Source organism: Variovorax sp. AC194 (genome assembly GCF_979257995.1).
On record NZ_OZ409823.1, the window covers coordinates 6,602,435 to 6,625,775 of the forward strand.

General features: G+C 68.3%; 20 protein-coding genes. 9 read left to right on the forward strand and 11 right to left on the reverse strand.

The features are described 5' to 3' along the window. The first annotated feature begins 15 nt into the window (after positions 1 to 15). From ACZYRS_RS31100 to ACZYRS_RS31140, 9 genes are all read left to right on the forward strand, one after another. The gene (locus ACZYRS_RS31100; RefSeq protein ID WP_198787177.1) at positions 16 to 996 is read left to right on the forward strand and encodes an aldo/keto reductase; all 981 of its coding nucleotides are present in this window, start codon (positions 16 to 18) and stop codon (positions 994 to 996) included. A gap of 44 nt (positions 997 to 1,040) precedes the next feature. Further along, positions 1,041 to 1,901 carry a class I fructose-bisphosphate aldolase gene (locus ACZYRS_RS31105; protein WP_463422279.1) on the forward strand — a complete coding sequence of 287 codons (861 nt, stop codon included), beginning with the start codon at positions 1,041 to 1,043 and terminating at the stop codon, positions 1,899 to 1,901. A 147-nt stretch (positions 1,902 to 2,048) separates the two neighbouring features. Beyond that, on the forward strand, positions 2,049 to 6,758 hold the full coding sequence (locus tag ACZYRS_RS31110) for an RICIN domain-containing protein (RefSeq protein ID WP_463422280.1): 4,710 nt from the start codon (positions 2,049 to 2,051) through the stop codon (positions 6,756 to 6,758). 143 nt (positions 6,759 to 6,901) lie between these two features. Continuing rightward, complete coding sequence (gene atpE, locus ACZYRS_RS31115) at positions 6,902 to 7,141, forward strand: F0F1 ATP synthase subunit C (protein WP_463422281.1); 240 nt, start codon at positions 6,902 to 6,904, stop codon at positions 7,139 to 7,141. Between the two features lie 194 nt (positions 7,142 to 7,335). Next, positions 7,336 to 8,541: an ABC transporter substrate-binding protein gene (locus tag ACZYRS_RS31120; RefSeq protein ID WP_198787063.1), complete on the forward strand. Its 1,206-nt coding sequence runs from the start codon at positions 7,336 to 7,338 to the stop codon at positions 8,539 to 8,541. Between the two features lie 126 nt (positions 8,542 to 8,667). Further along, entirely contained in the window at positions 8,668 to 9,588 is a 921-nt protein-coding gene (locus tag ACZYRS_RS31125) for a branched-chain amino acid ABC transporter permease (RefSeq protein WP_463422282.1), read from the forward strand. Next, complete coding sequence (locus ACZYRS_RS31130) at positions 9,585 to 10,556, forward strand: branched-chain amino acid ABC transporter permease (RefSeq protein WP_463422283.1); 972 nt, start codon at positions 9,585 to 9,587, stop codon at positions 10,554 to 10,556. Before ACZYRS_RS31125 ends, ACZYRS_RS31130 begins: the two co-directional genes overlap by 4 nt. Then, positions 10,553 to 11,308 (forward strand): ABC transporter ATP-binding protein, encoded by a 756-nt coding sequence (locus tag ACZYRS_RS31135; protein ID WP_198787060.1) that lies wholly within the window; start codon positions 10,553 to 10,555, stop codon positions 11,306 to 11,308. Before ACZYRS_RS31130 ends, ACZYRS_RS31135 begins: the two co-directional genes overlap by 4 nt. Further along, positions 11,305 to 12,045 carry an ABC transporter ATP-binding protein gene (locus ACZYRS_RS31140; protein WP_463422284.1) on the forward strand — a complete coding sequence of 247 codons (741 nt, stop codon included), beginning with the start codon at positions 11,305 to 11,307 and terminating at the stop codon, positions 12,043 to 12,045. The genes ACZYRS_RS31135 and ACZYRS_RS31140 overlap by 4 nt, the downstream gene beginning before the upstream one ends. Positions 12,046 to 12,063: 18 nt before the next feature. Here the strand turns inward: ACZYRS_RS31140 and ACZYRS_RS31145 are convergent, their stop codons facing one another. The 11 genes from ACZYRS_RS31145 to ACZYRS_RS31195 form a co-directional block, all read right to left on the reverse strand. After that, positions 12,064 to 12,675 carry a class I SAM-dependent methyltransferase gene (locus ACZYRS_RS31145; protein WP_463422285.1) on the reverse strand — a complete coding sequence of 204 codons (612 nt, stop codon included), beginning with the start codon at positions 12,673 to 12,675 and terminating at the stop codon, positions 12,064 to 12,066. Between the two features lie 95 nt (positions 12,676 to 12,770). Continuing rightward, a complete protein-coding gene (locus tag ACZYRS_RS31150) occupies positions 12,771 to 14,228 on the reverse strand; it encodes a SulP family inorganic anion transporter (protein WP_463422286.1) in 1,458 nt (485 codons plus the stop codon). 233 nt (positions 14,229 to 14,461) lie between these two features. Continuing rightward, positions 14,462 to 15,175: an SDR family oxidoreductase gene (locus ACZYRS_RS31155; protein WP_463422287.1), complete on the reverse strand. Its 714-nt coding sequence runs from the start codon at positions 15,173 to 15,175 to the stop codon at positions 14,462 to 14,464. 316 nt (positions 15,176 to 15,491) lie between these two features. After that, on the reverse strand, positions 15,492 to 16,103 hold the full coding sequence (locus ACZYRS_RS31160; RefSeq protein WP_463422288.1) for a glutathione S-transferase: 612 nt from the start codon (positions 16,101 to 16,103) through the stop codon (positions 15,492 to 15,494). 25 nt (positions 16,104 to 16,128) lie between these two features. After that, a complete protein-coding gene (locus tag ACZYRS_RS31165) occupies positions 16,129 to 17,007 on the reverse strand; it encodes an acyl-CoA thioesterase (RefSeq protein WP_463422289.1) in 879 nt (292 codons plus the stop codon). A 90-nt stretch (positions 17,008 to 17,097) separates the two neighbouring features. Then, positions 17,098 to 17,787, reverse strand: coding sequence for a hypothetical protein (locus ACZYRS_RS31170; protein WP_463422290.1), 690 nt, complete (start codon positions 17,785 to 17,787; stop codon positions 17,098 to 17,100). A 64-nt stretch (positions 17,788 to 17,851) separates the two neighbouring features. Continuing rightward, positions 17,852 to 19,207, reverse strand: coding sequence for an FAD-dependent oxidoreductase (locus ACZYRS_RS31175; RefSeq protein ID WP_463422291.1), 1,356 nt, complete (start codon positions 19,205 to 19,207; stop codon positions 17,852 to 17,854). Continuing rightward, positions 19,207 to 20,184 (reverse strand): Bug family tripartite tricarboxylate transporter substrate binding protein, encoded by a 978-nt coding sequence (locus ACZYRS_RS31180; RefSeq protein ID WP_463422292.1) that lies wholly within the window; start codon positions 20,182 to 20,184, stop codon positions 19,207 to 19,209. Before ACZYRS_RS31180 ends, ACZYRS_RS31175 begins: the two co-directional genes overlap by 1 nt. A gap of 85 nt (positions 20,185 to 20,269) precedes the next feature. Then, positions 20,270 to 21,256, reverse strand: a complete 987-nt coding sequence (locus tag ACZYRS_RS31185) for a Bug family tripartite tricarboxylate transporter substrate binding protein (protein WP_463422293.1) — start codon at positions 21,254 to 21,256, stop codon at positions 20,270 to 20,272. Positions 21,257 to 21,311: 55 nt separating this feature from the next. After that, positions 21,312 to 22,562, reverse strand: a complete 1,251-nt coding sequence (locus ACZYRS_RS31190; protein ID WP_463422294.1) for a 3-hydroxybenzoate 6-monooxygenase — start codon at positions 22,560 to 22,562, stop codon at positions 21,312 to 21,314. A gap of 28 nt (positions 22,563 to 22,590) precedes the next feature. Further along, the gene (locus ACZYRS_RS31195; protein WP_463422295.1) at positions 22,591 to 23,295 is read right to left on the reverse strand and encodes a fumarylacetoacetate hydrolase family protein; all 705 of its coding nucleotides are present in this window, start codon (positions 23,293 to 23,295) and stop codon (positions 22,591 to 22,593) included. Between the last annotated feature and the right edge of the window lie 46 nt (positions 23,296 to 23,341).

Genomic DNA, 23,341 nt, shown 5'->3' on the forward strand with positions numbered 1-23,341 from the left:
ACGCAGATGACGCAGATGAAGAAGACAACGCTGGGCCCCTCGGGCATCGAATGCTCGGCCATCGGCCTGGGTACCTGGGCCATGGGCGGCTGGATGTGGGGCGGCGGGGACAACGCGGCCGCCGTCATCGCCATCCAGGCTTCGCTCGATGCGGGCGTGAACCTGATCGACACCGCGCCGGCCTACGGCCTCGGCCGCTCCGAGAGCATCGTGGGCACCGCGCTCAAGGGGCGCCGGCAGGACGCGGTGATCGCCACCAAATGCGGCCTCGTCTGGCACACCCAACAGGGAACGCACTTCTTCGAAGAAGACGGCCACCCGGTGTACCGCTTTCTCGGGCGCGAGTCGATCTTCCACGAGTGCGAAGAGAGCCTGAAGCGCCTGCAGACGGACTACATCGACCTCTACATCACGCACTGGCAGGACAGCACCACGCCCGTGGCCGAGACCATGGACGCGCTGCTCGAGTTGAAGAAGCAGGGAAAGATCCGCGCCATCGGCGTGAGCAACGTGAGCCCCGAGACGCTCGCCGAATACCTGCGCTACGGCCCGGTCGATGCGGCGCAGGAGCGCTACAGCCTCGTCGACCGCGAGATCGAGACGACGCTCGCGCCGCTGTGCAGCGAGCACGACGTCGCGGTGCTCGGCTACTCGTCGCTGGCGCTCGGCCTCCTCGCCGGCCCGATCGACCCCGAGCGCGAGTTCAAGGGCGACGACCAGCGCGCGAGCAACCCGCGCTTCAGCGCCGCCAACCGCGCGACGCTCAAGGCCTTCTTCGAAGAGCTCGAGCCCGTGCGCGCAAAGCTCGGCTGCTCGTTCGGCCAGATGATGATCGCGTGGACCGTCGCGCGCGGCACCGTGTCCGTCGCGCTCTGCGGCGCGCGCGTGCGCCAGCAGGCCATCGAGAACGCCGGTGCCGGCGCGGTCGCGCTGGGCGACGAAGCGTTGCGCCTGATCGACGCCGCGGCGAAGCGCCATCTCTCGGCGCTCGCCTGATACCTCCCCTCTTCATTTCCGACCCCCACAAGGAGTTCTTTCCCATGTCGAAAGACAAGACAGCACGGCTGAACCGCCTGCTCACCAACGGCCGCTGCCTGGACATCGCCCTGGACCACGGCGTGTGCAACGAGCCTTCGTTCCTCGACGGCCTGGAGGACATGCCCCAGGTCATCGACAAGCTCGTGGCCGCCGCGCCCGATGCGCTGCAACTGAACTACGGCCAGTCCGACCTGCTGCAGGACCGGCCCGGCCGCGACAAACCCGCGCTGGTGATGCGCATCGACATGGGCAATCCCTACAACGCCACGCTGCACCGCGTGATGTGGGCGCAGCTGCAGAACGAGCACGACCCGGTGCTGCCGGCCGTGCAGCGCGACGCGGCCTGCGTGGTCGTGAACCTCTTCATGCTGCCGAACGAGCCCGATCTCTTTCGCCAGTGCGTGCAGAACATCGCGCGCGTGCGTGCCGACTGCGACCGCTACGGCATGCCGCTGATGATCGAGCCGCTGGTGATGCAGTCGCCCACGCCCGGCAGCCGCTACATGGTCGATGGCGACGCCGAGAAGATCGTGACGCTCGTGCGCCTGGCGCGCGAGATGGGCGCCGACATCGTCAAGGCCGACCCGACCGGCGACCCCAAGGACTTCCACCGCGTGGTGCAGGCCGCGCGCTGCCCCGTGCTCGTGCGCGGCGGCGGGCGTGAGGAACTGCAGCAGGTGTTCGCGCGCTCGCGCGCGCTGCTGGACCAGGGCGCGGTCGGCATGGTGTACGGACGCAACGTGTACCAGCACGCGAATCCGTCGGCGGTGGTCAGTGCGCTGATGGCCATGATCCACCGCGATGCCAGCGCCGAGGCGGCCTGGGACATCTACGAATCGGGCGGCGCGAAGCCAGGCAGGTAACGCTGCTGTCAAAGGGAGAGGTTTTCACGGCAGGCGATCACCCGTCGCCTGCCGGGGTGCGTCCTGCGCGCGCACTTTGCAAGTCGAGCCAGAGAAGAAACGAGTCAGTGGGTCCCCCTGCGAACTTCTAACAACTTGGAGGCAACGATGAAGATCCGGTATTACGTGATGGCATTGATGGTGCCGTTCGTCACACTGCTGACGCACGCGGCAATCACCGGGGTCAGTCCGATGACGACCCTCGGCAACATGGCGACAGCGGTCTCCGCGGCCGTCGCCGATCCGCTCCCGCTGCAAGGGCCGGGTCTTGGCAACCTCACCTACACCTCGGCCGAACTGTTCAAGCCGGTGTCGATGATCACCAGCCCCGCGCACCCGCTCGATCCGGCGCACAGCAGCGCCTACGAGTCGCGCGAGGTGCCCGCCACCTACCCGGGCCGCAAGGACTACGGCATGAACGCCGGCATCATGGTCAACGGCTACTTCCTCACCTCCTTCGCGCCGGACAGCGGCCTCGGCCCGGGCGGCTTCCTGCTGTACGACGTGTCGAACCCGCGCCAGATCCAGCTCGTGAAGAAAATCTACGAACCGGAGGCGCGCACCAAGGAGTTTCGCGAGACGCACTCCTTCGGCACCGCCAAGATCGGCGGCAAGACCTACGTGGTGCTGCCCAGCATCAACGGCGTGGAGTTCTGGGACTTCAGCGACATCAACGACATCAAGCAGGTCAAGAAGCTCGCGCTGCCGGGCGTGAACGCCGGCGACTACGAGAACGTCGCCTGGCAGCTCTGGTGGCAGGCGCCCTACCTCTACGTGGCCTCGGCGGGCCGGGGCATCTTCATCGTCGACGCGAGGGACCCGGCGAACGCCGTGGTCGCCAACCGCGGCGCCGGCAAGCCCAACCCGGTGCCCACGGGCGAGCTCGGCGGTTTCCGCATCGGACCGATCTTCACCATGGGTAACCACATGGTGCTCACCGCGATGGAGAGCAACGGCGGCTTCGCGAGCCTGGACATCTCCGACCCGCTCAACCCCAAGGTGCTCGATTCCATCGTGGGCACCACGCCGTTCTATTACGCGACCTGCTTCGACGGCCGGAACCTGCACGTCTCCACGCGCAACAGCGGCGCGAAGATGTACAGCTACGACCTCTCGGACCGCTCGCGCTTCGTGGCGGAAGACAACCGTCTTGTCATCGACGAGCAGCTCTACTGCGCCACGCAGGACAACTACGTCATCCAGGGCGCGCAGACCCGCATCCACAAGGTGGACGTGAGCAATCCGCTGAACCACGTGGAGGTGGGCCGCGGCAGCATCCTGCGCGAGGACGACCCGAACTTCACGCACTCGGACAACGGCCAGGTCGCGATCTTCGGCAACCTCGTCTTCGTGGGCAACGACCACGGCTCGGGCAGCGGCTTCGTCGTGCATTCGGTGGACCCGGACATCGTCAAGCCCGAAGTGAAACAGGTCTCGCCCACCAACGGCGCCAGGCAGCAGGCGCTGACCTCGCGCATCGGCCTGGGCATGACGGACAACATCCGGCCCGAGAGCGTGAATTCCAACACCTTCATCGTGCGCCCGGTGGGCGGCAACACGCTGGCGGGTACCTACAGCGTGCAGCTGGGCATCGTCAACTTCCACCCCGAGCAGCCGCTGCTGCCGGGCACGAGCTATGAGGTGTTCCTGCCGGCCAACGGCCTGAAGGACTATGCGGGCAACGCGATCGGCGCGGACTACCGCTCCACCTTCAACACCGGCAACGCGACCGACATCAACCTGATGCACTACTGGACGCTGGCGGGCAACCTCTCCGACCAGATCGGCAACAACGGCGGCACGCCGGCCGCGGGCGATGCGTTCGAGAGCATCGGCATGAACTTCGCGAACCGCACCGCCGGTGTACCGCTGAAGAACGACAGCGTGGCCACCGTGCTCGGCGGCACCGCCTCGCTGAGCTTCTACATGAAGACCACGCAGGCGGGCGGGCCCAACTCGTGGACCGCACCGGGCATCTTCGGGCGCGACCAGTCGGGCGGCGCGGACGACGTGTTCTGGGGCTGGCTGGACAACAACGGGCGCATCAAGCTCTCGGTGGGCAACGACGGCGGCACGACCTCCAACGCGGTGGTGAACGACGGCAACTGGCACCACGTGGTGCTCACGCGCGATGCGGCCTCGGGCGCGCAGGCGGTGTACGTCGACGGCGTGAAGACCACCTCGGCGGGCCTCACGGGCACCAAGGGCCTCACGAACAAGTTCAACGTGCTGGGCCAGATCCAGGGCAACGCGGCGCTCTTCAAGGGCACGCTCGCGGAGGTGCGCGTCTACGGCCGCGTGCTCACCGACACCGAGGTGAACACGCTGCGCGGGCAGGCCATCATCGGCGACCCGGGCATCGGCGGCGGGCCCAAGCTCGTGAACGGCCAGCTGGTGTTCAACCCCGGCACGCTCGGCAGCGGCGGCGCGCAGTTCCGCTGGAACTTCGGCGACGGCACGCAGACCGCGTACTCCAACCAGCCGAACTACACCTACACCTACAACCGCCCCGGCCACTTCACGGTGACGCTGACGGTGAAGGATGCGTCGGGCCGCGAGACCTTCTACACCTACAACCTCACCGTGATCGTTCCGACCACGGCGCGGGCGCCCACGCACACCACCAACATCGCGGGCGATGCGAACTCGGTGTACTCGGTCAACCCCGACAGCGGCACGGTCGCCGCCATCGACGCGCAGACGCTGGCCAAGCGCTGGGAAGTGCGCGTGGGCGACGAGCCCAAGACGCTGGCGGTCGGCCCCGACGGCCGCATCTGGGTCACGGTACAGGGCGAGGACAAGCTGGTGGCGCTGAGCGCGGCCGACGGCAGCGTCTCGGCCACCGTGCCGCTCGCCTACGGCAGCGGCCCCTACGGCGTGGCCTTCACGCCCGATGGCGCCAGGGGCCTCCTGACGCTGGAGAGCAAGTCGGTGCTCATGAGCTTCGACCCGAGCAACGGCGCCACCACCGGCGCGGTCGCGCTCGCAGGCAACCTGCGCGGCATCGCAGTGAGCTCCGACGCGCAGGTGGCGTATGTCACTCGCTTCAAGTCGCAGATGACTGGCGGCCAGCTGCACAAGGTGAACCTGCAGAGCATGAGCGCCATGACCACCATCGCGCTGCCGGTGGACACCACCACGGTGGACACCGAGAGCCGCGCGCGCGGCGTGGCCAACTACCTGAGCCAGGTGATCATCTCGCCGGACGGCACGCGGGCGGTGCTGCCTTCGAAGAAGGACAACATCGTGCGCGGCAAGTTCAGGGACGGCAACAACCTGGTGCACGACCAGACGGTGCGCTCCATCCTTTCGCAAGTGAATCTGCAGACGGCCGCGGAAGTGTTCGGCGAGCAGATCGACTTCGACGACCGGGCCCCCGCGCGCGCCGCGCTGTACTCGCCGTCGGGCGATTACCTGTTCGTCGCGCAGATGGAAGGCAACCGCGTGGCCATCGTCGATCCGTACAGCCGCTCGGTGCGCGGCGAGATCAACGCCAGCAGCGCGCCGCACGGCCTGTACCTGGACGCGGCGAGGAAGCGCCTCTACGTGAACAACTTCCTCGCGCGCTCGGTGTCGGTGCACGACGTGGCCTCGGTGCTCGCCTCGGAGACGGCGGCGCCGATCTTCCTGCAGAACGTCTCGACGGTCGCGCAGGAGCCGATGTCGCCCGCGGCGCTGCGCGGCAAGCAGGTGTTCTACAACGCGTCGGACCGGCGCATGAGCAAGGACAACTACATCTCCTGCGCGAGCTGCCATGCGGATGCCGGCGACGACGGCATGGTGTGGGACTTCACCCAGCGCGGCGAGGGCCTGCGCCGCACCATCAGCCTCATGGGCAAGCGGGGCCTGGGCCACGGCAAGCTGCACTGGACGGCCAACTTCGACGAGGTGCAGGACTTCGAGAACGACATCCGCAACGAGTTCGGCGGCACCGGGTTCCTGAGCAACGCGGACTTCACGGCCACGCAGGACCCGCTGGGCGCACCCAAGGCCGGCAAGAACGCGCAGCTGGACGATCTGGCGGCCTACCTCACCTCGCTGAACAAGTACATGCGCAGCCCCGCGCGCAACGCCGACGGGAGCCTGAGCGTCGATGCGGCGCGAGGCCAGGCGCTGTTCGCCTCGGCGCAGTGCGTGACCTGCCACACCGGCGCGACATTCCGCGACGGACAGCGGCACGACGTGGGCACCATCCAGCTCTCGTCGGGCAAGGGCAGCAACCAGCCGCTGGCGGGCGTGGGCTTCGACACGCCGACGCTCGTGGGCACCTGGAACACCGCGGCCTTCTTCCACAACGGCCAGGCGGCCACGCTGCAGGACGTGCTCGCCGGCGGCCACGGCAACGCCAGCAGCCTGCCGGCGGCCGACGTGGTGGCGATCCGCGAGTACGTGCGGTCGCAGGACACGGACCCGACGCCCACGATCACGCGCATCCGCTCGAACCTGAGCAACCTGTGCGTGAACATCAAGGCCGTGTCGACCGCGAGCGGCGCGACGGCGGTGCAGTGGCCGTGCGGCAATGCGAACAACGAGCGGTTCACGGTGACGAGCCTTGCGGGCGGCTACGTGCAGTTCAAGGCCGAGCACAGCGGCCTGTGCCTGGCGCAGAGCGGCACGGCGACGACGAACGCTCCTGTCGTTCAACTGGCCTGCTCGGCCGGCGACACGACGCAGTGGAGCCTGGCGGGCGGTGCGATCAAGAACCGCGCCTCGGGTTCGTGCCTGGACGTGCCGAACAGCTCGACGACGCAGGACACGGCGCTCATCACCTGGACCTGCAACGGCGGCACCAACCAGACCTGGACGCAACTGCCCTGACCGTCTGACGCCCCTCCGAAAGCCGGCCGCCTCGCGCGGCCGGCTTTTTTTCGTCTGGCCCATGACCTCCCACGTCATGGACCGTGCGCACCCGTTGCGCGAAAGTACGTCCATCGATCAACCAACCCCCAGGAGAAAACACCATGTCCGGCTTCAACATCCTTCCCCTCGCAGTCGCCCTGCTGATCGGCATCGCAGCGCTCGGCTCGTGCCTGGGCATCGGGCTGGTCGGCCAGAAGTTCCTGGAGAGCACGGCGCGCCAGCCCGAGATGGTCGACGTGCTGCAGACCAAGTTCTTCCTGATCGCGGGCGTGACCGACGGCGCATTCATCATCGCCACCGGCATCGGCCTCTGGTTTGCGACGGCCAATCCCTTCGGCTGACCGAGTGCCGCGGCCCCTGAAAAACGGGGCCCGCGCACCAGGAAGTGACACGTTCCACTGGCACCATTCGTGCTAGCACCGTTGACACTGAATCGTTTATGGTTAAAGTATTTAGCTATCAACGGTTCGATGGTGCCGGTGCTGCATGGCGCAGCGCCAGTGCGTCGTTTCATCCTTCCTCCCTCGGAGAATCCATGAGCCACCTGTCCCCGAAGTCGCCCGCGCTGCCGCGCACCCTCGTCTCGCTGCTGCTGTGCGGCGCGGCCCTTGGTACCGCAGCAACGGCCATGGCCGCCCCCGTGAAGGTGGGCTTGGCCCTCGACATCTCGGGGCCTTTCGCGGCATTGGGCGCCGAGGCGCGCGACGGTTTCGCACTCGGCATCAAGCAGCTGAACGGCAAGCTCGGCGGGCAGGACGTGGAGTTCGTGCAGGCCGACATGGCCGGCAGCCCCGACCAGGCCAAGCAGCTGGTGGACCGCATGATCCAGCGCGACAAGATCGACATCTTCAGCGGCCCCATCGGCTCCAACGTGGCGCTGGCCGTGGGCCCCACGCTCTTCAACGCCAAGGTGCCCTACCTCTCGGCCAACGCCGGCCCGAGCCAGTTCGCCGGTGCCCAGTGCAATGCGTATTTCTTCGGCACCGCCTACCAGAACGACCAGTTCCACGAGGCGGCCGGCAAGTTCGCGCAGGACCGCGGCTTCAAGAAGACCGTGCTCATCGCCCCCAACTACCCGGCCGGCAAGGATGCGCTGGGCGGCTTCAAGCGCCAGTTCAAGGGCCAGGTGGCCGACGAGCTCTACACCAAGCTCGGCCAGATCGACTACGCCGCCGAGCTCGCGCAGCTGCGCGCGGCCAAGCCCGACTCGATCTACTTCTTTTTGCCCGGCGCGATGGGCATCAACTTCATCAAGCAGTTCGTGGGCGCGGGCCTGTCGAAAGACATCACGCTCGTCACGAGCGGCTTCTCGGCCGACGAGGACGTGATCGGCGCCGTCGGCGAGCCGATGCTCGGCCTCTTCAACACCTCGCACTGGGCGCACGACCTGGACAACCCCGCCAACAAGGCGTTCGTGGCCGCGTTCCGCAAGGAATACAACGGCCGCTACCCGTCGGTGTACGCGGCGCAGGCCTATGACGCGATCCTCGCGATGGACGCGGCCGTCAAGCAATCGGGCGGCAACGCGCAGAACCGCGAAGCCGTGGTCGCCGCGCTGAAGAAGGCCAACTACGCGTCGACGCGCGGCGCCTTCAAGTACGCGAACAACCACTACCCGATCGAGAACTTCTACCTGCGCGTGATCGGCAAGGATGCGCAGGGCAAGGTCACGAACAAGCTGATCAACACGGTGCTCACGAACTACGGCGACTCCTACGCCGACAAGTGCCCGCTCAAGTAGCTCGCCCCCAGGCTGCGCGGCACTTCGTGTCCGCTTCTCCTCCCCCTGCCGGGGGCAACACCAGCGGCCCGGCACAGCCGGTTCCGCGGTGTTTCTCGAATCAATGCGGGTCATCCTTTTGATGCTATGAGTGGAATTCTTGTTCTCGAGCAACTGCTCAACGGCCTGGGCTACGGCCTGATGCTGTTCCTGCTGGCTGCGGGCCTCACGCTGGTGTTCGGCATCATGGACGTGCTGAACCTCGCGCACGGTTCGCTGTTCATGGCGGGCGCCTACGTGGCGGCCGAGGCGCACACGCGGACCGGCTCATTCGCGGCGGCCATCGTCATCGCGGTGGTGGTCACCGTGGTGGTGGCGCTGCTGCTCGAAGTGCTCCTGATGCGCCGCCTCTACACACGCGACCACCTCGCGCAGGTGCTCGCCACCTTCGGCGTGATCCTGGTGGCCGACGACATCGTGACGATGGCCTGGGGCCCCTCGCCGGTGATGGCGCCGACACCCGCCGCGCTCTCGGGGCCGGTCAACCTGATGGAGGGCCTCCCCTACCCGGCCTACCGCCTCGTGATCCTCGTGGGCGGGCTGCTGGTGGCGCTCGCGCTCTACCTTTTGGTGAACCACACGCGCATCGGCATGCGGGTGCGCGCGGGCGCGTCCGACCGGCCGATGGCGGAGCTCATGGGCGTGCGCGTGGGCCGCATCTTCAACGGCGTGTTCCTGCTCGGCGCGGCGCTTGCGGCACTGGCCGGCGCGCTGATGGGGCCGATCGTCGCGGTGCAGGTGGGCATGGGCGAAGCCATCCTGATTCCGGCGCTCGTGGTGCTGGTGATCGGCGGCATCGGTTCGGTGCGCGGCGCCTTCGTGGCCGCACTGCTCGTGGGCGTGGTGGACACCGTCGGCCGCGCGTTCGTGCCGATGCTGCTGCGCGCAACGCTGCCGCCGGCCACCGCGGCCGACCTCGGGCCGCTCTTCGCCGAAGTCGCGATGTATGCGCTGATGGTGATCGTCTTGATCTTCCGGCCCTCGGGCCTCTTCTCGGCGCGCGCATGAAGACTCCTTCCTCATCCTCAGGCTACATCGGCCTCGGCCTGGTCTTCGTGCTGCTCGCGGCGTTTCCGCTGGTCGCGCCGCTCTTCGGGCTCGACTTCTACATCGGCTTCGTGCGCCGGGTGCTCATCGTGGCGCTGGCCGCGGCGAGCCTGAATTTCATCCTCGGCTTCGGCGGCATGGTGGCGCTCGGGCATGCGGGCTTCATCGGCATGGGCGCGTACACGGTGGTGGCGCTCAGCGACGCGGGCGTGATGTCTGCGTGGGTGATGTGGCCGCTGGCCGCGCTGGTCGCGGGCGTCGTCGCCGCGCTGATCGGCACGGTGGCGCTGCGCACGCGCGGCGTCTACTTCATCATGACCACGCTGGCCTTCGCGCAGATGCTGTACTTCGTGGTGGTGTCGCTGCGCCGCTATGGCGGCGACGACGGCTACACGCTCATGAGCCGGCCCACGCTGCTGCCCGGCCTGGACCTGGGCAACGAATCGAACTTCTACTGGGTCGTGCTGGTCATCGTGGCGCTCGCGCTCGGGTGGCTGCATCGCGCGACGCAATCGCGCTTCGGCCATGCGCTCATGGGCATCCGCGACAACGAGACGCGCATGCGCGCGCTGGGCTATCCGGTGTTCCGGCTGCAGCTGGTGGCCTTCGCGATCGCCGGCGCCATCGCCGGGCTGGCGGGTGCGCTTCTTGCAGGCGGCAACGGTTTCGTCAGTCCCGCGACGATGCACTGGACGCAGTCGGCCACGCTGCTGGTGATGGTGGTGATCGGCGGCCTCGGCCGCAGCTGGGGCGGGCCCGTGGGCGCCATCGTGTGGCTGCTGCTGGAGGAGTTCCTAAAGCAACACACCGAGCACTGGCACATGCCGCTGGGCCTGCTGCTGATCGCCGTCGCGTTGTGGGCACCCAAGGGACTGGCAGCACTCGCGCGCCGCCGCCGTGCGGCGCCACTCACCAAGGCAACACCATGAGCCTGTTCAGAATCGAAGGATTGGTCAAGCGCTTCGGCGGCCTCCTGGCGACCGACCATGTGAGCCTCACCGTCGAGCGCGGCGAGGTGCATGCGCTGATCGGCCCCAACGGCGCGGGCAAGACCACGCTGGTGAACCTGATCACCGGCCTTTTGAAGGCCGACGCGGGCCGCATCCTGCTCGACGAGATCGACATCACCAAGCTGCGCGACCACCAGCGCGTGGCGGCCGGCATGTCGCGCTGCTTCCAGGTGACGCGCGTGTTCGCCAAGGAAACCGTGCACGACAACCTGATGCTCGCGGCGCAGGCCCATGCGGGCAGCAGCCTGCGCTTCATGGCGCCGCGCGCGAGCGAGCGCGACCTGGTGCAGCGCGCCATCGCGCTGGCCGACCGCGTGGGCCTGGGCGGCGAACGCGACCGCATCGCGGGCACGCTGCCGCACGGCGCGCAGCGCGCGCTCGACGTGGCGCTCGCGCTCGCGGCCGAACCCAAGCTGCTGCTGCTGGACGAGCCGATGGCCGGCATGGGCCCCGACGAATCGGCGCGCATGGTGGACCTGATCGAATCGCTGCGCGAATCGATGGCCATCCTTCTCATCGAACACGACATGGACGCGGTGTTCCGCCTGGCCAACCGGCTCACGGTGCTGGTGCAGGGCCGCGTGCTGATGAGCGGCACGGCCGACGAAGTGCGCGGGCATCCCGACGTGCAGGCGGTGTACCTCGGAACGGAAGCGGAAGGACACGCATGAGCACCGCAACGACAACAAGGACTCTGCTCGAGGCGAAGTCCATCGAGGCCGGCTACGGCGCGAGCCAGGTGCTGTTCGGCATCGATCTGAAGATCGGCGCGGGCGAAGTGCTCGCGCTGCTGGGCCGCAACGGCATGGGCAAGAGCACGCTGCTGAAGGTGCTCACCGGCACGCTCTCGCCGATGCGCGGCGACGTGCATTTCGGCGGCGATGCCATCGGCGGTCCGAACAAGTCGATGCGGCCCGATGCGATCGCACGGCGCGGCGTGGCCATCGTGCCCGAAGGGCGCCACGTGTTCCCGAACCTCAGCGTGGACGAGCACCTGCGCGCCTTCGCGCGGCCACGCCCCGGCAGCGCGCCGCGCTGGACGGTCGAGGCGCTCTACGGCCTCTTTCCGCGCCTCGCGGAACGCAAGGCCAACGCGGGCAACCAGCTCTCGGGCGGCGAGCAGCAGATGCTCGCGATCGCGCGTGCGCTTTCGACGCACCCGCGCCTCCTGATCCTCGACGAAGCCACCGAAGGGCTCGCGCCGGTGATCCGCGAGGAGATCTGGCACTGCATCGCCACGCTCAAGTCCGAGGGCGAAGCGATCCTGGTGGTCGACAAGTACGTGCAGCGCCTGCTGCCGCTGGCCGACCGGCATGTGATCCTCGAACGCGGGCGCGTGGTGTGGCAAGGCGACTCGGCCGCGCTGGATGCCGACCGGTCGCTCTGGACGCGCTACCTGGGCGTTTAGGCCCGCGTCATTCCAGCGTTATTCCCGCGGACGGCACGCGAGGAAGCCGGCCCACGCCACGTCCTTGCGGCCGATCCACTGCGTGTCCCATTGCAGGCGCAGGCCGGCCGCTTCGAGCGCTTCGGCGAACCGGTCTTTCGCCCAGTACACGGTCTGGTAGTCGCCGTTCGTCTCGCCTTCGCCGATGCGCATGCCCGCCAAGAAGACGCCGCCGGGCTCGAGCGCATCGAACACCTTGCGCAAGACCGGTGCGACCTGCGCGCGATCGACATGGATCAGCACCGCCATCGCGAGGATCGCGCTGTAGGGCCCGCCCAGCGCGTCCGTGACGACGTTGAGCAGCTCGCCCTCCTTGCCGCGCTCGGCCTGCAGGTCGAGAAACGCCTGCGCCGCATCGGTGCGCCTGACGATGCCGCCGAGGGACTCGATGAAGTCGGCGTCCTGCCCCGATCCGGAACCGATCTCGAGCACGCTGCCGCCCGCGGGCACGAACTGCATCATCCGGCGCAGCGCGTCCACGATCTCGGGCGGGCGATGGCCTGCCACGATCGCGTTGTATTCGCGCGCGGACGCTTCGTAAGACGCGATGGTGCGGTGCATGTTCTCGCGCACCGGGGCGGGAATTTTCATGAGCGCCTTTCCGCCCCTCGGACATCCGACGGGACCGGAAAGGCTAGGTCCAACGCATCACCCGGTTCACGGGAAAACTACCTAGGACCCAAGCATTACTCGGGCGCGGCGTCCAGCTGCAGGATCAGGTCGCGGCTGGCCTGGTTGAGCCCGGTCACGTCCACCACGCTGCCGTGCTTGCGCAGCCGCTCGACCACCTTGGTCAGCGCGGCCACGGCGGTCACGTCCCAGAAATGCGCCTGCGCCACGTCGATGTGCACGGGCGCGCCGTCGATCTCGCGCACATCGAAGGCATCCACCAGCATGTCGGCCGAAGCGAAGAACACCTGGCCCGTGATGCGGTAGATGCGCAGGCCCCCCTCGCCCACCTCGGCATGCACATGCAGTAGCCGCGCCACCTTGAAGGTGAAGAACACGCCACTCAGCAGCACGCCGACGGCCACGCCCGCGGCCAGGTTGTCGGTGGCGACGGTGACCGCCACCGTCGCGAGCATCACCGCGCTGGACATGCGCGGATGGCGCACCAGCGTGCGCAGCGACCCCCAGTCGAAGGTCGATGCCGACACCATCACCATGATCGCGACCAGCGCGGCCACCGGCACCTGCGACACCCAGGGCTTCAGCAGCACCATGAGGATCAGCAGGAAGGCGCCCGCGAAGAGCGTGGACAGCCGCCCGCGCCCGCCGTAGCGCACGTTGCTCACCGTCTGGCCGATCATTCCGCAGCCCGCGATGCCGCCGAAGAAACTGGCCGCGACGTTCGCCACACCCAAGCCACTGCATTCGCGGTTCTTGGAGCTGGGCGTATCGGTGAGCTCGTCCACCACGCTCGCGGTCATCATCGATTCGAGCAGGCCGACCATCGCGATCGCGAACGCGGGCAGCGCGATGATGCGCAGCGTGTCGAGCGTGAACGGCACCGACGGGAACGCGAACGCGGGCAGCGCATCGGGCAGGTGCCCCAGGTCCGCCACGGTCTTGAGCGGCAGGTCGAGCCAGTGGCCGACCAGCGTCACCACCACGATGCACACCAGCGGCGAAGGCACCGCGCGCGTGATGCGCGGCAGCAGGTAGATGACCACGAGGCCCAGCCCCACCATCGCCCAGGTGGCCGTGTTGGCGCCGATGAAGTGCGGCATCTGCGCCGCGAAGATCAGGATGGCGAGCGCATTGACGAAGCCCGTGCGCACCGAGGTGGAGACGAAGCGCATCAGCACACCGAGCCGCAGCAGGCCGAACACGATCTGCATCGCGCCCGCGAGCACCCCGGCCGCCAGCAGGTACTGCAGCCCGTGCGCATGCACCAGCGGCGCGGCCACGAGCGCGACCGACCCCGCGGCGGCCGACACCATCGCCGGGCGCCCGCCGGTGAAGGCGATGACGATGCTGATCACGAACGACGCGAACAGCCCGACGGCCGGATCGACGCCCGCGACGAAAGAAAAGGCGATGACTTCGGGAATGAGCGCGAACGTGGCGACGGCGCCGGCCATCAGTTCGCGCGGAATGCTCGGGCACCACTCGGTGCGCAGGCGGCTGTGTGGGGAGGACATGGGGAAAAAGCAATGCGGCCCGCACACGCCGGCGAGGCGATGCGGGTCAGGGGCAAGGAGAGATGGCCGGCGCTGCGGCCTCAGGTGTCGCCGTGGGCAGAGCCACGGCGCGTCACTGCGCCGTCGTCAAGGAGGCGTCGGCCGCGAGCAGCCGGACTGCCTGCGGCGGATGGGAAAGCGGGGCATCCTCGGACACATGGGCGCGATTGTAGAGAGCGCCTCCGCGTCAGCCGTTACACCGAGCGCGTGATGCCGCCGTCCACGCGCAGGTTCTGCCCGGTGATGTAGCCCCCGCCTTCGGAGGCGAGGAAGCCGATCACCGCCGCGATCTCGCTCATCTTGCCGTAGCGCCCCATCGGAATGCGGCCACGGAACTCGGCCTTCTCGGGCAGGCTGTCGATGAAACCGGGCAGCACGTTGTTCATGCGCACGTTGTCGGCCGCGTACTTGTCGGCGAAGAGCTTGGTGAACGCGGCGAGACCGGCGCGAAACACGCCCGAGGTCGGGAACACCGGGTCGGGCTCGAATGCCGCGAAGGTGGAGATGTTGATGATCGTGCCGCCGCCTTGCTTGACCATCAGCGGCGCCACGAGGCGGCTGGGGCGCACGGCGCTCAGCAGGTAGACGTCCATGCCGCGGTGCCAGTCTTCGTCGGTGATCTCCAGGATCGGCGCGCGGGGGCCGTGGCCCGCGCTGTTGACCAGTACGTCGACGCGGCCCCATGTGTCCGTCACCTTGTCGACCAGGCGCTTGATGTCGTCGTTCGACTGGTTCGAGCCGGTCACGCCGATGCCGCCGAGCTCCTGGGCCAACGCTTCGCCCTTGCCCGATGACGAGAGGATCGCGACGCGGAAGCCGTCGTCCGCGAGCTTGCGCGCCGCCGCGGCGCCCATGCCGCTGCCGCCGGCGGTGACGATGGCTACTTTTTGCTGTGCTTCAGAAGACATGCGGGGGTCCTTGGTTGGAATTCATGCGAGGGGTGCATTTTTAGCCCAAGGTTCCAGGGCGTGTGCACAGGCCACCGGGTACTCCCCTCCGCGAATGTCCCCCGGGGCTTCGCCCCTCCTCCTTGATTTCGCTGCGGGGAGCACCCGATGCCCTGCGCACATGGGCACGCTCTGAGTAAACCGCGATCAACGACCGCTCTGAAAGCGCTCCCGCCGATGGTGGGCTCTGTTTCGCGAAATCAAGGAGGAGGCCGCAGGCCGGGGGACATTCGCGAAACAGAGCCCACCGTCGGCGGGAGTGCCGCCCCGAACGGACTCAGGCAGTCGGCGGCAGCGTCGCCTGCATCGAAGCCCGCTGATTGAACACCCCGAACCACTTCGCCGTGTCCGGCGCATCGCCACGCCAGTCGACCGAGGGAAAGCGAAAGTCCATGTAGCCCAGCGCACAACCGAAAGCGATGGTCCCGATATCGACGCGATCGCCGAACGATGGCGCCGCCGTCTCCAGCCATTCGAGACCGGTGCGCACCTTGGCCAGCTGCCCCTCGGTCCAGTCGTTCCAGCGCAGCGGCTCGGGGCGCAGCATGGTTTCGTAGCGCGCGAGCAGCGCGGCGGCCGTCATGCCATCGGCGAGGGCCAGTTCGGTGAGGCGGGCCCAGCGCTCGGTCCCGCTCTTGGGGAACAGCGCACCCGAATGCGTGGCATCGAGGTACTCGCAGATCACTCGGCTGTCGTACAGGACCTGCCCGTCATCGCACAGGAACGTCGGCACCTGGCCGAGCGGGTTCTTCGGGAGGATGGTGGCGTCGCGCTTCACCGGGCCGGCCGCGCTGGGCAGCTTCTCGATGCGGTCGGCAATGCCGAGCTCGTGCGCGACGACCATGCACTTGCGCACGAACGGCGAAGCGGGCGAGTGGAAGATCTTCATTCGGTGTGTCCTTGGGTTGCGGTTTTCAACGCACGATGCGCAGCATGCCTTCTTGTGCCGTGGAGGCCACGAGCCGCCCGTCGCGCGTGAAGAGGCTCCCGCGGCACAGGCCCCGCGCACCGCTCGCGCTGGGCGAATCGAGCACGTAGAGCAGCCAGTCGTCCATGCGGAAATCGCGGTGGAACCACATCGCGTGGTCCAGGCTCGCGGGGCGCACCTGCCCGCTCATGAAGCTCAGGCCGTGCGGCAGCATCGCGGCGCGCAAGAGGCCGTGGTCGGAGGCGTAGGCCAGCAGCGCGCGGTGCACCACCAGATCGTCGGGCAGCGGCGCGATGGCGCGCATCCAGATGGCGCTTTCCGAGGGCCGCACGATGGGCGTGAGCAGGTCGTCGGCCTCGACGCGGCGGTACTCGATGCCGTGCGGCTCCAGGCCCTTGATGCGCCAGCGCTCGGGCAGGCGCTCGCCCAGGGCCAGGCGCTGGTCGAGTTCGCTGACCAGGCCTTCGGGGCCTTCGACGGCGGGCATCGCGAGCTGGTGCTCGACGCCGTCGTCCACCGTCTGGAACGACGCCGACATTTCGAAGATGATCCGCTCCCCCTGGCGCGCCACCACGTGGCGGGTGGTGAAGCTGCGGCCATCGCGCACGCGGTCGACGCTGTACTCGATGGGCGCGTGCTCGCCCGGCAGCAGGAAGTAGGCGTGCATCGAATGCACCGGCCGGTCGGCACCGACCGTGAGGCTCGCGGCCGCGAGCGACTGGCCGAGCACCTGGCCGCCGAAGACGGCGGGGGTGCCGATGTCTTCGCTCTGGGCGAGAAAGCGGTCGCCGCCGAGCGGCTCCAGTTGCATGAGGGCGACGAGTTCGTCGACGAGGCGGGCAGCGGTGGCGGGATCGGTGGTCATCGGTCGGGGCGGTCAATGCAGAAAAAGCAGCCTTCGACCTTAGCAAAGGACGGGCCGGCGCGCTGTCGCGGCCCGGTCAGCCAGGCGCTGCTATTTGTAGAAGCAGATGTCCATGAAGCGGGCCCGGCAGCGGTAGTCCGTGCCACCCTGGACCAGGAACATGGGCGCGCCGGCCAGCAGCGGCTTGCCGTCGTCGTTGTAGATGAGCGGCGTGGGCGCGGGCCTGGCGGCGGCGCCGGTGGCGGTTTCCTGCTCGACGTAGTTGATGAAGAACGAACGGGAGAAGTCGAGCGTGTCGGCCGGCTTGAGCGGCGCGGCCGCGTAGCGCGTGCCGTAGACGGTGCCGAAGTAGCGCAGCGCCGGCCCGGTGCGGTCGCCGTATTTCATGTCGGTCTTGGCAAAACCGGTCTGGATCAGGAAAGTTCGGTCTTCGGGCGTCAGGTCGGCATCGAAGGCGACGAGCGTGTACGACCCTTCGAAGCTGTTGTTGCGCGCCACCTTGAGTTCGCCGTTGAGGCTGGGCGTGACCTTGGCGCGCCCGTCCCAGCGCAGCAGCGCGGCCACGGACGGGTCGCCGTCGAACACGTAGTGGTATTTCTCCGCGGCGATGACGACCTTGCGGCCGTCCTTGGCGGCCAGGAAGCTCACCACCTGGTCCTTGCCGTGGACGGGTTCGCCTTCGGGGGTGCTGGCACAGCCCCATTGCATCAGGCCGAGCGCGGCGCAGGAAAGGGCCAGGAGGATGCGACGCGCGGTGGTCGACAACGAAAGGAAGTGCACTTTTCGTCCGGGGTTGGAGTTCATCAAGCCCCGGACTCTAGCGTCATACCTGCGTTCCGGGCATTCAGCGGTCGAGATCCGCGCCGTCGGCCAGCAGCTTCTTCTGCAGCGCCGGCACGTCGACATCCGAGAAATTCGCGCCGCCCAGCGATGCCGCGGCCGTGCCCGCGGCCTGCCCCATGACGAAGCAGCCGCCGCTCGCGCGCGCGGCCGACTGGCCCTCGTGCGTCATCGCGGCGCAGCGGCCGGCCACCAGCAGGTTGTCGACCTTGCGCGGCACCAGCATGCGCCAGGGCAGCTGGTTGTAGGTGCGGTTGTCGTCGCGCGGGAAGGCCCACTCGATGCGGCCGTCGGCGTGCATCTCCATCGGCCAGGCGTTGATGCCGATGCTGTCGTCGAACTTCGCCGACGAGAGGATGTCCTCGCCCGCGAGCGCGTAGAGGCCCTCGATGCGGCGCGTTTCGCGGATGCCCACCTGCGGCGCGATCTCCACGATGGCCGAGTGCGCGAAGCCCGGCACCTCGGCCTTCATGAACTTGAAGTACTCGGCAATCTGGCGGCGGCCTTCGAGCTCGCCCTCGGTGAGCTCGCGCGCATCGACGCCGTTCATCGCGCGGCCGGCCGCGTTGCGGATCTGCGTGACGTTGGCGCGCCATTCGCGCGGGTCGATGTTGGGCCGCAGGATCGCGCCCTCGCGCGGGAACTTGTAGGTGCCGGGCTTGCGCTGCTGCACCTGGGCCATCAGGTCGTTGATGGCCTTGAACTCGCCCACGGCCGCGAGCGCGGGCTCGGCATCGACCTGGCCGACGCGGAACATCGTGGTCGGAAAGAGGCCGCTGCCGTGGCCGTCGCCCACCTCGAAGGGCACGCCCGCGAAAGCGGCCACGTCGGCGTCGCCGCTCGCGTCGATGAAGGCATTGGCGCGGATCGCCTGGCGGCCCGACTTGGTCTCGACCACGAGCGCCGCGATGCGGTCGCCCTCGCGGATCACCGCCGCCGCCCACGCATGGAACAGCAGGTGCACGCCCGCATCGAGCAGCAACTGGTCGGCCGCGATCTTGTAGGCCGAGGTGTCGTAGGAGCGCACGCGGATGCGGCCCTGCATGCCGTCCTGTGGCTTGTTCAGGCCGCCGAGCGCGCCGATGCGATCGAGCAGGTCGTCGGCCACGCCGCGCACCAGCAGCGTCATCTCGCCATTGCGCTTGCCGTAGAGGCCCGCGAAGTTGGTCACGCCGCCCGCGGTGCCCATGCCGCCGAGGAAGCCGTAGCGCTCCACCAGCAGCGTGTTGGCGCCATGGCGCGCGGCGCTCACGGCGGCGGCGATGCCGGCGGGGCCGCCGCCGACCACCACCACGTCGTATTCGCCGAAAACGGGCAGCTCGCGTGCCGGTTCGGTCAGGGTCTTTGGCTGGACTGTCATTACTGCAACTTGATGCCGCGGGTGGAAATGATCTTGCTCATGATGGCCGCCTCTTCGGTCACGCGCGTGCGCATGCCGTCCGGCGAGGTGCCCACAGCCTGCCAGCCCTGCTCGAAGAGCTTGCGGCGAACGTCCGGGTCCTTCATGACGATTTCGAGTTCGCGGCCGATGCGCGCCTGCGCGGTCTTCGACAGGTTCGCGGGCCCGAGCAGCGCCACCCACACCTCGAGGTTGAAGTCCTTCACGCCGGCTTCGGACAGCGGCGCAATTTCGGGCACCAGCGCGCTGCGCCCGCCCGTCAGGCCCACGGCCTTGAGCTTGCCGGCCTTGATCTGCGGCATGGCCACGCCCGGCGGGATCAGGCCCATCTGCACCTGGTCGCCCAGCATGCCGGTGATGACCTGCGGGTTGCCCTGGTAGGGCACGTGCTCGGGCTTGAAGCCGGCGACGCGGCTCTTGAGCAGTTCCATGCCCAGGTGGCCGACCGAGCCGATGCCCACCGAGCCGTAGTTCCACTTGTCGCCGGCCTTGCGCGCGGCGTCGAAGAAGGCGGTGCCCGTGGGCAGGTTGTTCTGCGCCACCAGCACGAGCGGCGCGGTCGCGATCAGCGAGAGGTAGGTGAAGTCCTTGACCGGGTCGTAGGGCAGCTTCGGGTACAGCATCTTCGACGAGGTGAGGTTGCCGTTGATGACGATGCCCAGCGTGTGGTCGTCGGTGGCCTTGGCCACCTGGTCGGCGGCGATGTTGCCCGAGGCGCCGGCCTTGTTGTCCACCACGATCGGCTGGCCCAGCGCCTTGCCCAGCGGCTCGGCGATGGTGCGTGCCGCGATGTCGGGGGTGGAGCCGCCCGGGAAGCCCACCAGGAGGCGGATGGGCTTGGTCGGCCAGGCGTTGTTCTGTGCACTGGCGGCGAGCGGCAGCATGGTGGCGGCTGCCAGGCCGCAAGCGATCAAAAGGGCTCTCTTGTTGGCGTGCATGACGAAAAGAAGTGAGAAAGTTAACAAAAACTGAAGAGGGCCAGCTTAACTGCCGAGGGGAACGCGGGGCAAGAAACGCTCCCGCCTATTCGAGGCTGATGTTGCCCCTGCGCACCAGTTCGCCGTACACCTTCGACTTGGCCTCGGCGTTGCGCTGGATCTCCTCGGGCGACCACGCGAGCGGCTCGAACGCGAAGGTGTCGAAGCGCGCGCGGATCTCGGGGTCGGCGATGACCTTGGCCACGTCGGCGTTGATCTTTGCCTTCACGGCCGCCGGCACGCCCTTGGGCGCGAGCAGCGAGACGAAGGAATTGACTTCGAGCGACGCCGGCCCGCCCGCCTCGGCCATGGTCGGCACGTCGGGCATCTGGGGAATGCGCTTGGGCGCGGCGACCGCGATGTAGCGCAGCTTGCCGGCCTTGTAGATGCCCTGGCTCGACGGAATGCTCGCGAAGGCCCACGGCACATCGCCCGTGCCGACGTTGGAGTACAGCTGCGACACCTCGCGGTACGGCGCGTGCCGCATGCGGATGCCGGTGAGCGCCTCCAGCTGCTGCGCGCCCAGGTGGCCGGGGCTGCCCACGCCCCACGAGCCGTACACCACGCCTTCGGGCTCGGCCTTGGCGGCGGCGATCAGGTCGCCCATGGTCTTCCACTTCGAATCGGTGCCCACCGCCACGAAGAAGGGCGTGCGAAAGAGCGAAGCCACCGGGTCGAAGTGCTGCAGTGTCACGAAGTTCTTCGACTTGTACAGGTGCGGCAGCGCGGCGACGTGCTCGCTGTCCAGCTGCAGCAGCGTGTAGCCGTCGGGCGCGGCGCGGCGGGCCTGGTCGATGGCGATGAAGCCGCCGCCGCCGGGCTTGTTGTCGATCACCACGCGCTGGTTCCACAGGCGCGAGAGCTTGTCGGACACGAGGCGCAGCACCGCGTCGGGGCCGCTGCCGGCGGCGAAGGGCGTGACCAGCGTCACGGGCCGGTTCGGGAAGTCGCCGGCCTGCGCCAGCGCGCCCGTGGCGGCGACGGTGGCGGTGAGGGCGAGAGCGCCCGTGAGCAATGCGCGCGAGAAATTCATGGTGCTTGTCTCCTGGGCCTTCGGCCTCGAATGGTGATGATGAAAGAAATTCGTTTCAATGCAACGAAAGCTCGGCGGCGGCAGGATGCAGCGAGGCCGGCGCATCGTCCAGGCAGTGCTCGGGCCGCCATGCATAGAGCCACTCGACGGCATCGTAGAAACGCTCCGGCGTGCGCCCCACCCAGAGGCTGTTGCGCACCAGCCGCTCGACGCCCTTCGCGTGGTACAGGCGCCCCATCTCGCGCACCGACAGCACCACGCGCGCCGTGCGGGCGATGCGCGCGGCTTCGTACAGCTTGAACGCGGCGGTCATGTCGAAATCGCAGGCCTTCACCGCGGCGCCCAGCGTCACCGCGTCTTCGAGCGCCATGCAGGCGCCCTGCGCGAGGTACTGCATCATCGGATGCGCCGCATCGCCCAGCAGCGTGGCCGGGCCGTCGCTCCAGCGGTCGACCGGGTCGCGGTCGGCGGTGCTCCAGCGGCGCCACGAGGTGGGGCGGTCGAGCAGCTGGCGCGGGCGCGCATGCACGCCCTCGAAGTACGACAGCACTTCCTCCTTGCTGCCGTCGGTGACGCCCCACTCTTCTTCATCGCGGCTGTGGAAGGTGACGACCAGGTTGTACTGCTCGCCGTGGCGCAGCGGGTAGTGCACCAGGTGGCAGTTCGGTCCGGCCCAGACGACAGGCGCGTTCCAGCGCAGGTCCGCCGGCATGTCGGCCGCGGGCACGACCGCGCGGTACACGACGTGGCCCGAGACGCGCGGCGCATCGCCGATGAGCCTGGCGCGCACCACCGACTTCACGCCGTCGCAGCCCACGATGGCATCGGCCTGGAAGCGCCGGCCATCGCGCGTGACCGCAGTGACGCCGTGCGCACCGCTGTCGATGGACTCGACCTGCGCCGAGGTGTGAAAGCGGATCAGCGGATGCTGCCTGACCGCCTCGTGGATCGCGCCATGCAGGTCGGCGCGGTGGCTCACCGCATACGGATTCTTGAAGCGTGCGCGGAAGGCTTCGCCCACGGGCACCGAGGCCACCTCGCCGCAATCGACCGCGTCCATCATCACCAGCCGGTCGGTGAACACCGAGCCCCGGCGCACCGCCTCGCCCACGCCCAGCGCGTCGAGCGCGGCGAAGGCGTTGGGGCCCAACTGCAGGCCCGCGCCGATCTCACCGATGGCCCCGCTCTGCTCGAGCAGGTCGATGGAAACACCGAGGCGCGCGAGCGCGAGCGCCGCGGCCATGCCGCCGATGCCGCCGCCGACGAGCAGCACAGTGGGCGGGTTCTTCGTGAGAGATGTGCTCATCGGGGTGGCCTTTGCACTTCGGTGGAAATCAGTCGATGCGAACGGTGAGCGAGGGCAGCCGCTCGATGCTCACCTTGATCGTCTGGCCCGCCTTCACCGCGCCCACGCCTTCGGGCGTGCCGGTGAAGATCAGGTCGCCGGGCTGCAGCGTGAAGAGCGTCGAGAGATTGGCGATCACTTCGTTGACCGACCAGATCAGGTGCGTGATGTCGCTGTTCTGGCGCACTTCGCCATCGACGGTGAGCGTGATCGCGCCTGCGTTGATCTCGCCCACGTCGGCCAGCGTGCGCAGCGGCGCGATGGGGGCCGAGAAGTCGAAGGCCTTGCCGATTTCCCACGGACGGCCTTGCTCCCGCATCTTCATCTGCAGGTCGCGGCGCGTCATGTCCAGGCCCACGGCGTAGCTGTGGATGTGGGCCGAGGCCTGGTCGATCGGAATGTCCTTGCCGCCCTTGCCGATGGCGACCACGAGTTCGGCTTCGTAGTGGTAGTTGCTGGTGAGCGGCGGGTAGGGAATCGCGGCGGTCTGCCCTTCGGCCACGGGCACCACCGAGGCGTCGTCGTTGGGCTTGCAGAAGAAGAAAGGCGGTTCGCGGTCAGGGTCGAACCCCATCTCGCGCGCATGCGCCGCGTAGTTGCGGCCGACGCAGTAGACGCGGCGCACGGGGAACAGCTTGTCGGAATCGGCGATAGGCAGGCCGACGATGGAAGGGGGTGTGAAAACGAAGGACATGAGGGGCTCCTGCCGCACGAAGCGGCACACGGTCAAACGATGAAAT

Bases quoted from the DNA above. Each gene is read 5' to 3' on its own strand.
- ACZYRS_RS31190 (WP_463422294.1), bottom strand. From the start codon at position 22,562: ATGAGCACATCTCTCACGAAGAACCCGCCCACTGTGCTGCTCGTCGGC.
- ACZYRS_RS31180 (WP_463422292.1), bottom strand. From the start codon at position 20,184: ATGCACGCCAACAAGAGAGCCCTTTTGATCGCTTGCGGCCTGGCAGCC.
- ACZYRS_RS31100 (WP_198787177.1), top strand. From the start codon at position 16: ATGAAGAAGACAACGCTGGGCCCCTCGGGCATCGAATGCTCGGCCATC.
- atpE (WP_463422281.1), top strand. From the start codon at position 6,902: ATGTCCGGCTTCAACATCCTTCCCCTCGCAGTCGCCCTGCTGATCGGC.
- ACZYRS_RS31195 (WP_463422295.1), bottom strand. From the start codon at position 23,295: ATGTCCTTCGTTTTCACACCCCCTTCCATCGTCGGCCTGCCTATCGCC.
- ACZYRS_RS31175 (WP_463422291.1), bottom strand. From the start codon at position 19,207: ATGACAGTCCAGCCAAAGACCCTGACCGAACCGGCACGCGAGCTGCCC.
- ACZYRS_RS31105 (WP_463422279.1), top strand. From the start codon at position 1,041: ATGTCGAAAGACAAGACAGCACGGCTGAACCGCCTGCTCACCAACGGC.
- ACZYRS_RS31165 (WP_463422289.1), bottom strand. From the start codon at position 17,007: ATGACCACCGATCCCGCCACCGCTGCCCGCCTCGTCGACGAACTCGTC.
- ACZYRS_RS31150 (WP_463422286.1), bottom strand. From the start codon at position 14,228: ATGTCCTCCCCACACAGCCGCCTGCGCACCGAGTGGTGCCCGAGCATT.
- ACZYRS_RS31110 (WP_463422280.1), top strand. From the start codon at position 2,049: ATGAAGATCCGGTATTACGTGATGGCATTGATGGTGCCGTTCGTCACA.
- ACZYRS_RS31130 (WP_463422283.1), top strand. From the start codon at position 9,585: ATGAAGACTCCTTCCTCATCCTCAGGCTACATCGGCCTCGGCCTGGTC.
- ACZYRS_RS31125 (WP_463422282.1), top strand. From the start codon at position 8,668: ATGAGTGGAATTCTTGTTCTCGAGCAACTGCTCAACGGCCTGGGCTAC.
- ACZYRS_RS31135 (WP_198787060.1), top strand. From the start codon at position 10,553: ATGAGCCTGTTCAGAATCGAAGGATTGGTCAAGCGCTTCGGCGGCCTC.
- ACZYRS_RS31160 (WP_463422288.1), bottom strand. From the start codon at position 16,103: ATGAAGATCTTCCACTCGCCCGCTTCGCCGTTCGTGCGCAAGTGCATG.
- ACZYRS_RS31155 (WP_463422287.1), bottom strand. From the start codon at position 15,175: ATGTCTTCTGAAGCACAGCAAAAAGTAGCCATCGTCACCGCCGGCGGC.
- ACZYRS_RS31140 (WP_463422284.1), top strand. From the start codon at position 11,305: ATGAGCACCGCAACGACAACAAGGACTCTGCTCGAGGCGAAGTCCATC.
- ACZYRS_RS31145 (WP_463422285.1), bottom strand. From the start codon at position 12,675: ATGAAAATTCCCGCCCCGGTGCGCGAGAACATGCACCGCACCATCGCG.
- ACZYRS_RS31185 (WP_463422293.1), bottom strand. From the start codon at position 21,256: ATGAATTTCTCGCGCGCATTGCTCACGGGCGCTCTCGCCCTCACCGCC.
- ACZYRS_RS31120 (WP_198787063.1), top strand. From the start codon at position 7,336: ATGAGCCACCTGTCCCCGAAGTCGCCCGCGCTGCCGCGCACCCTCGTC.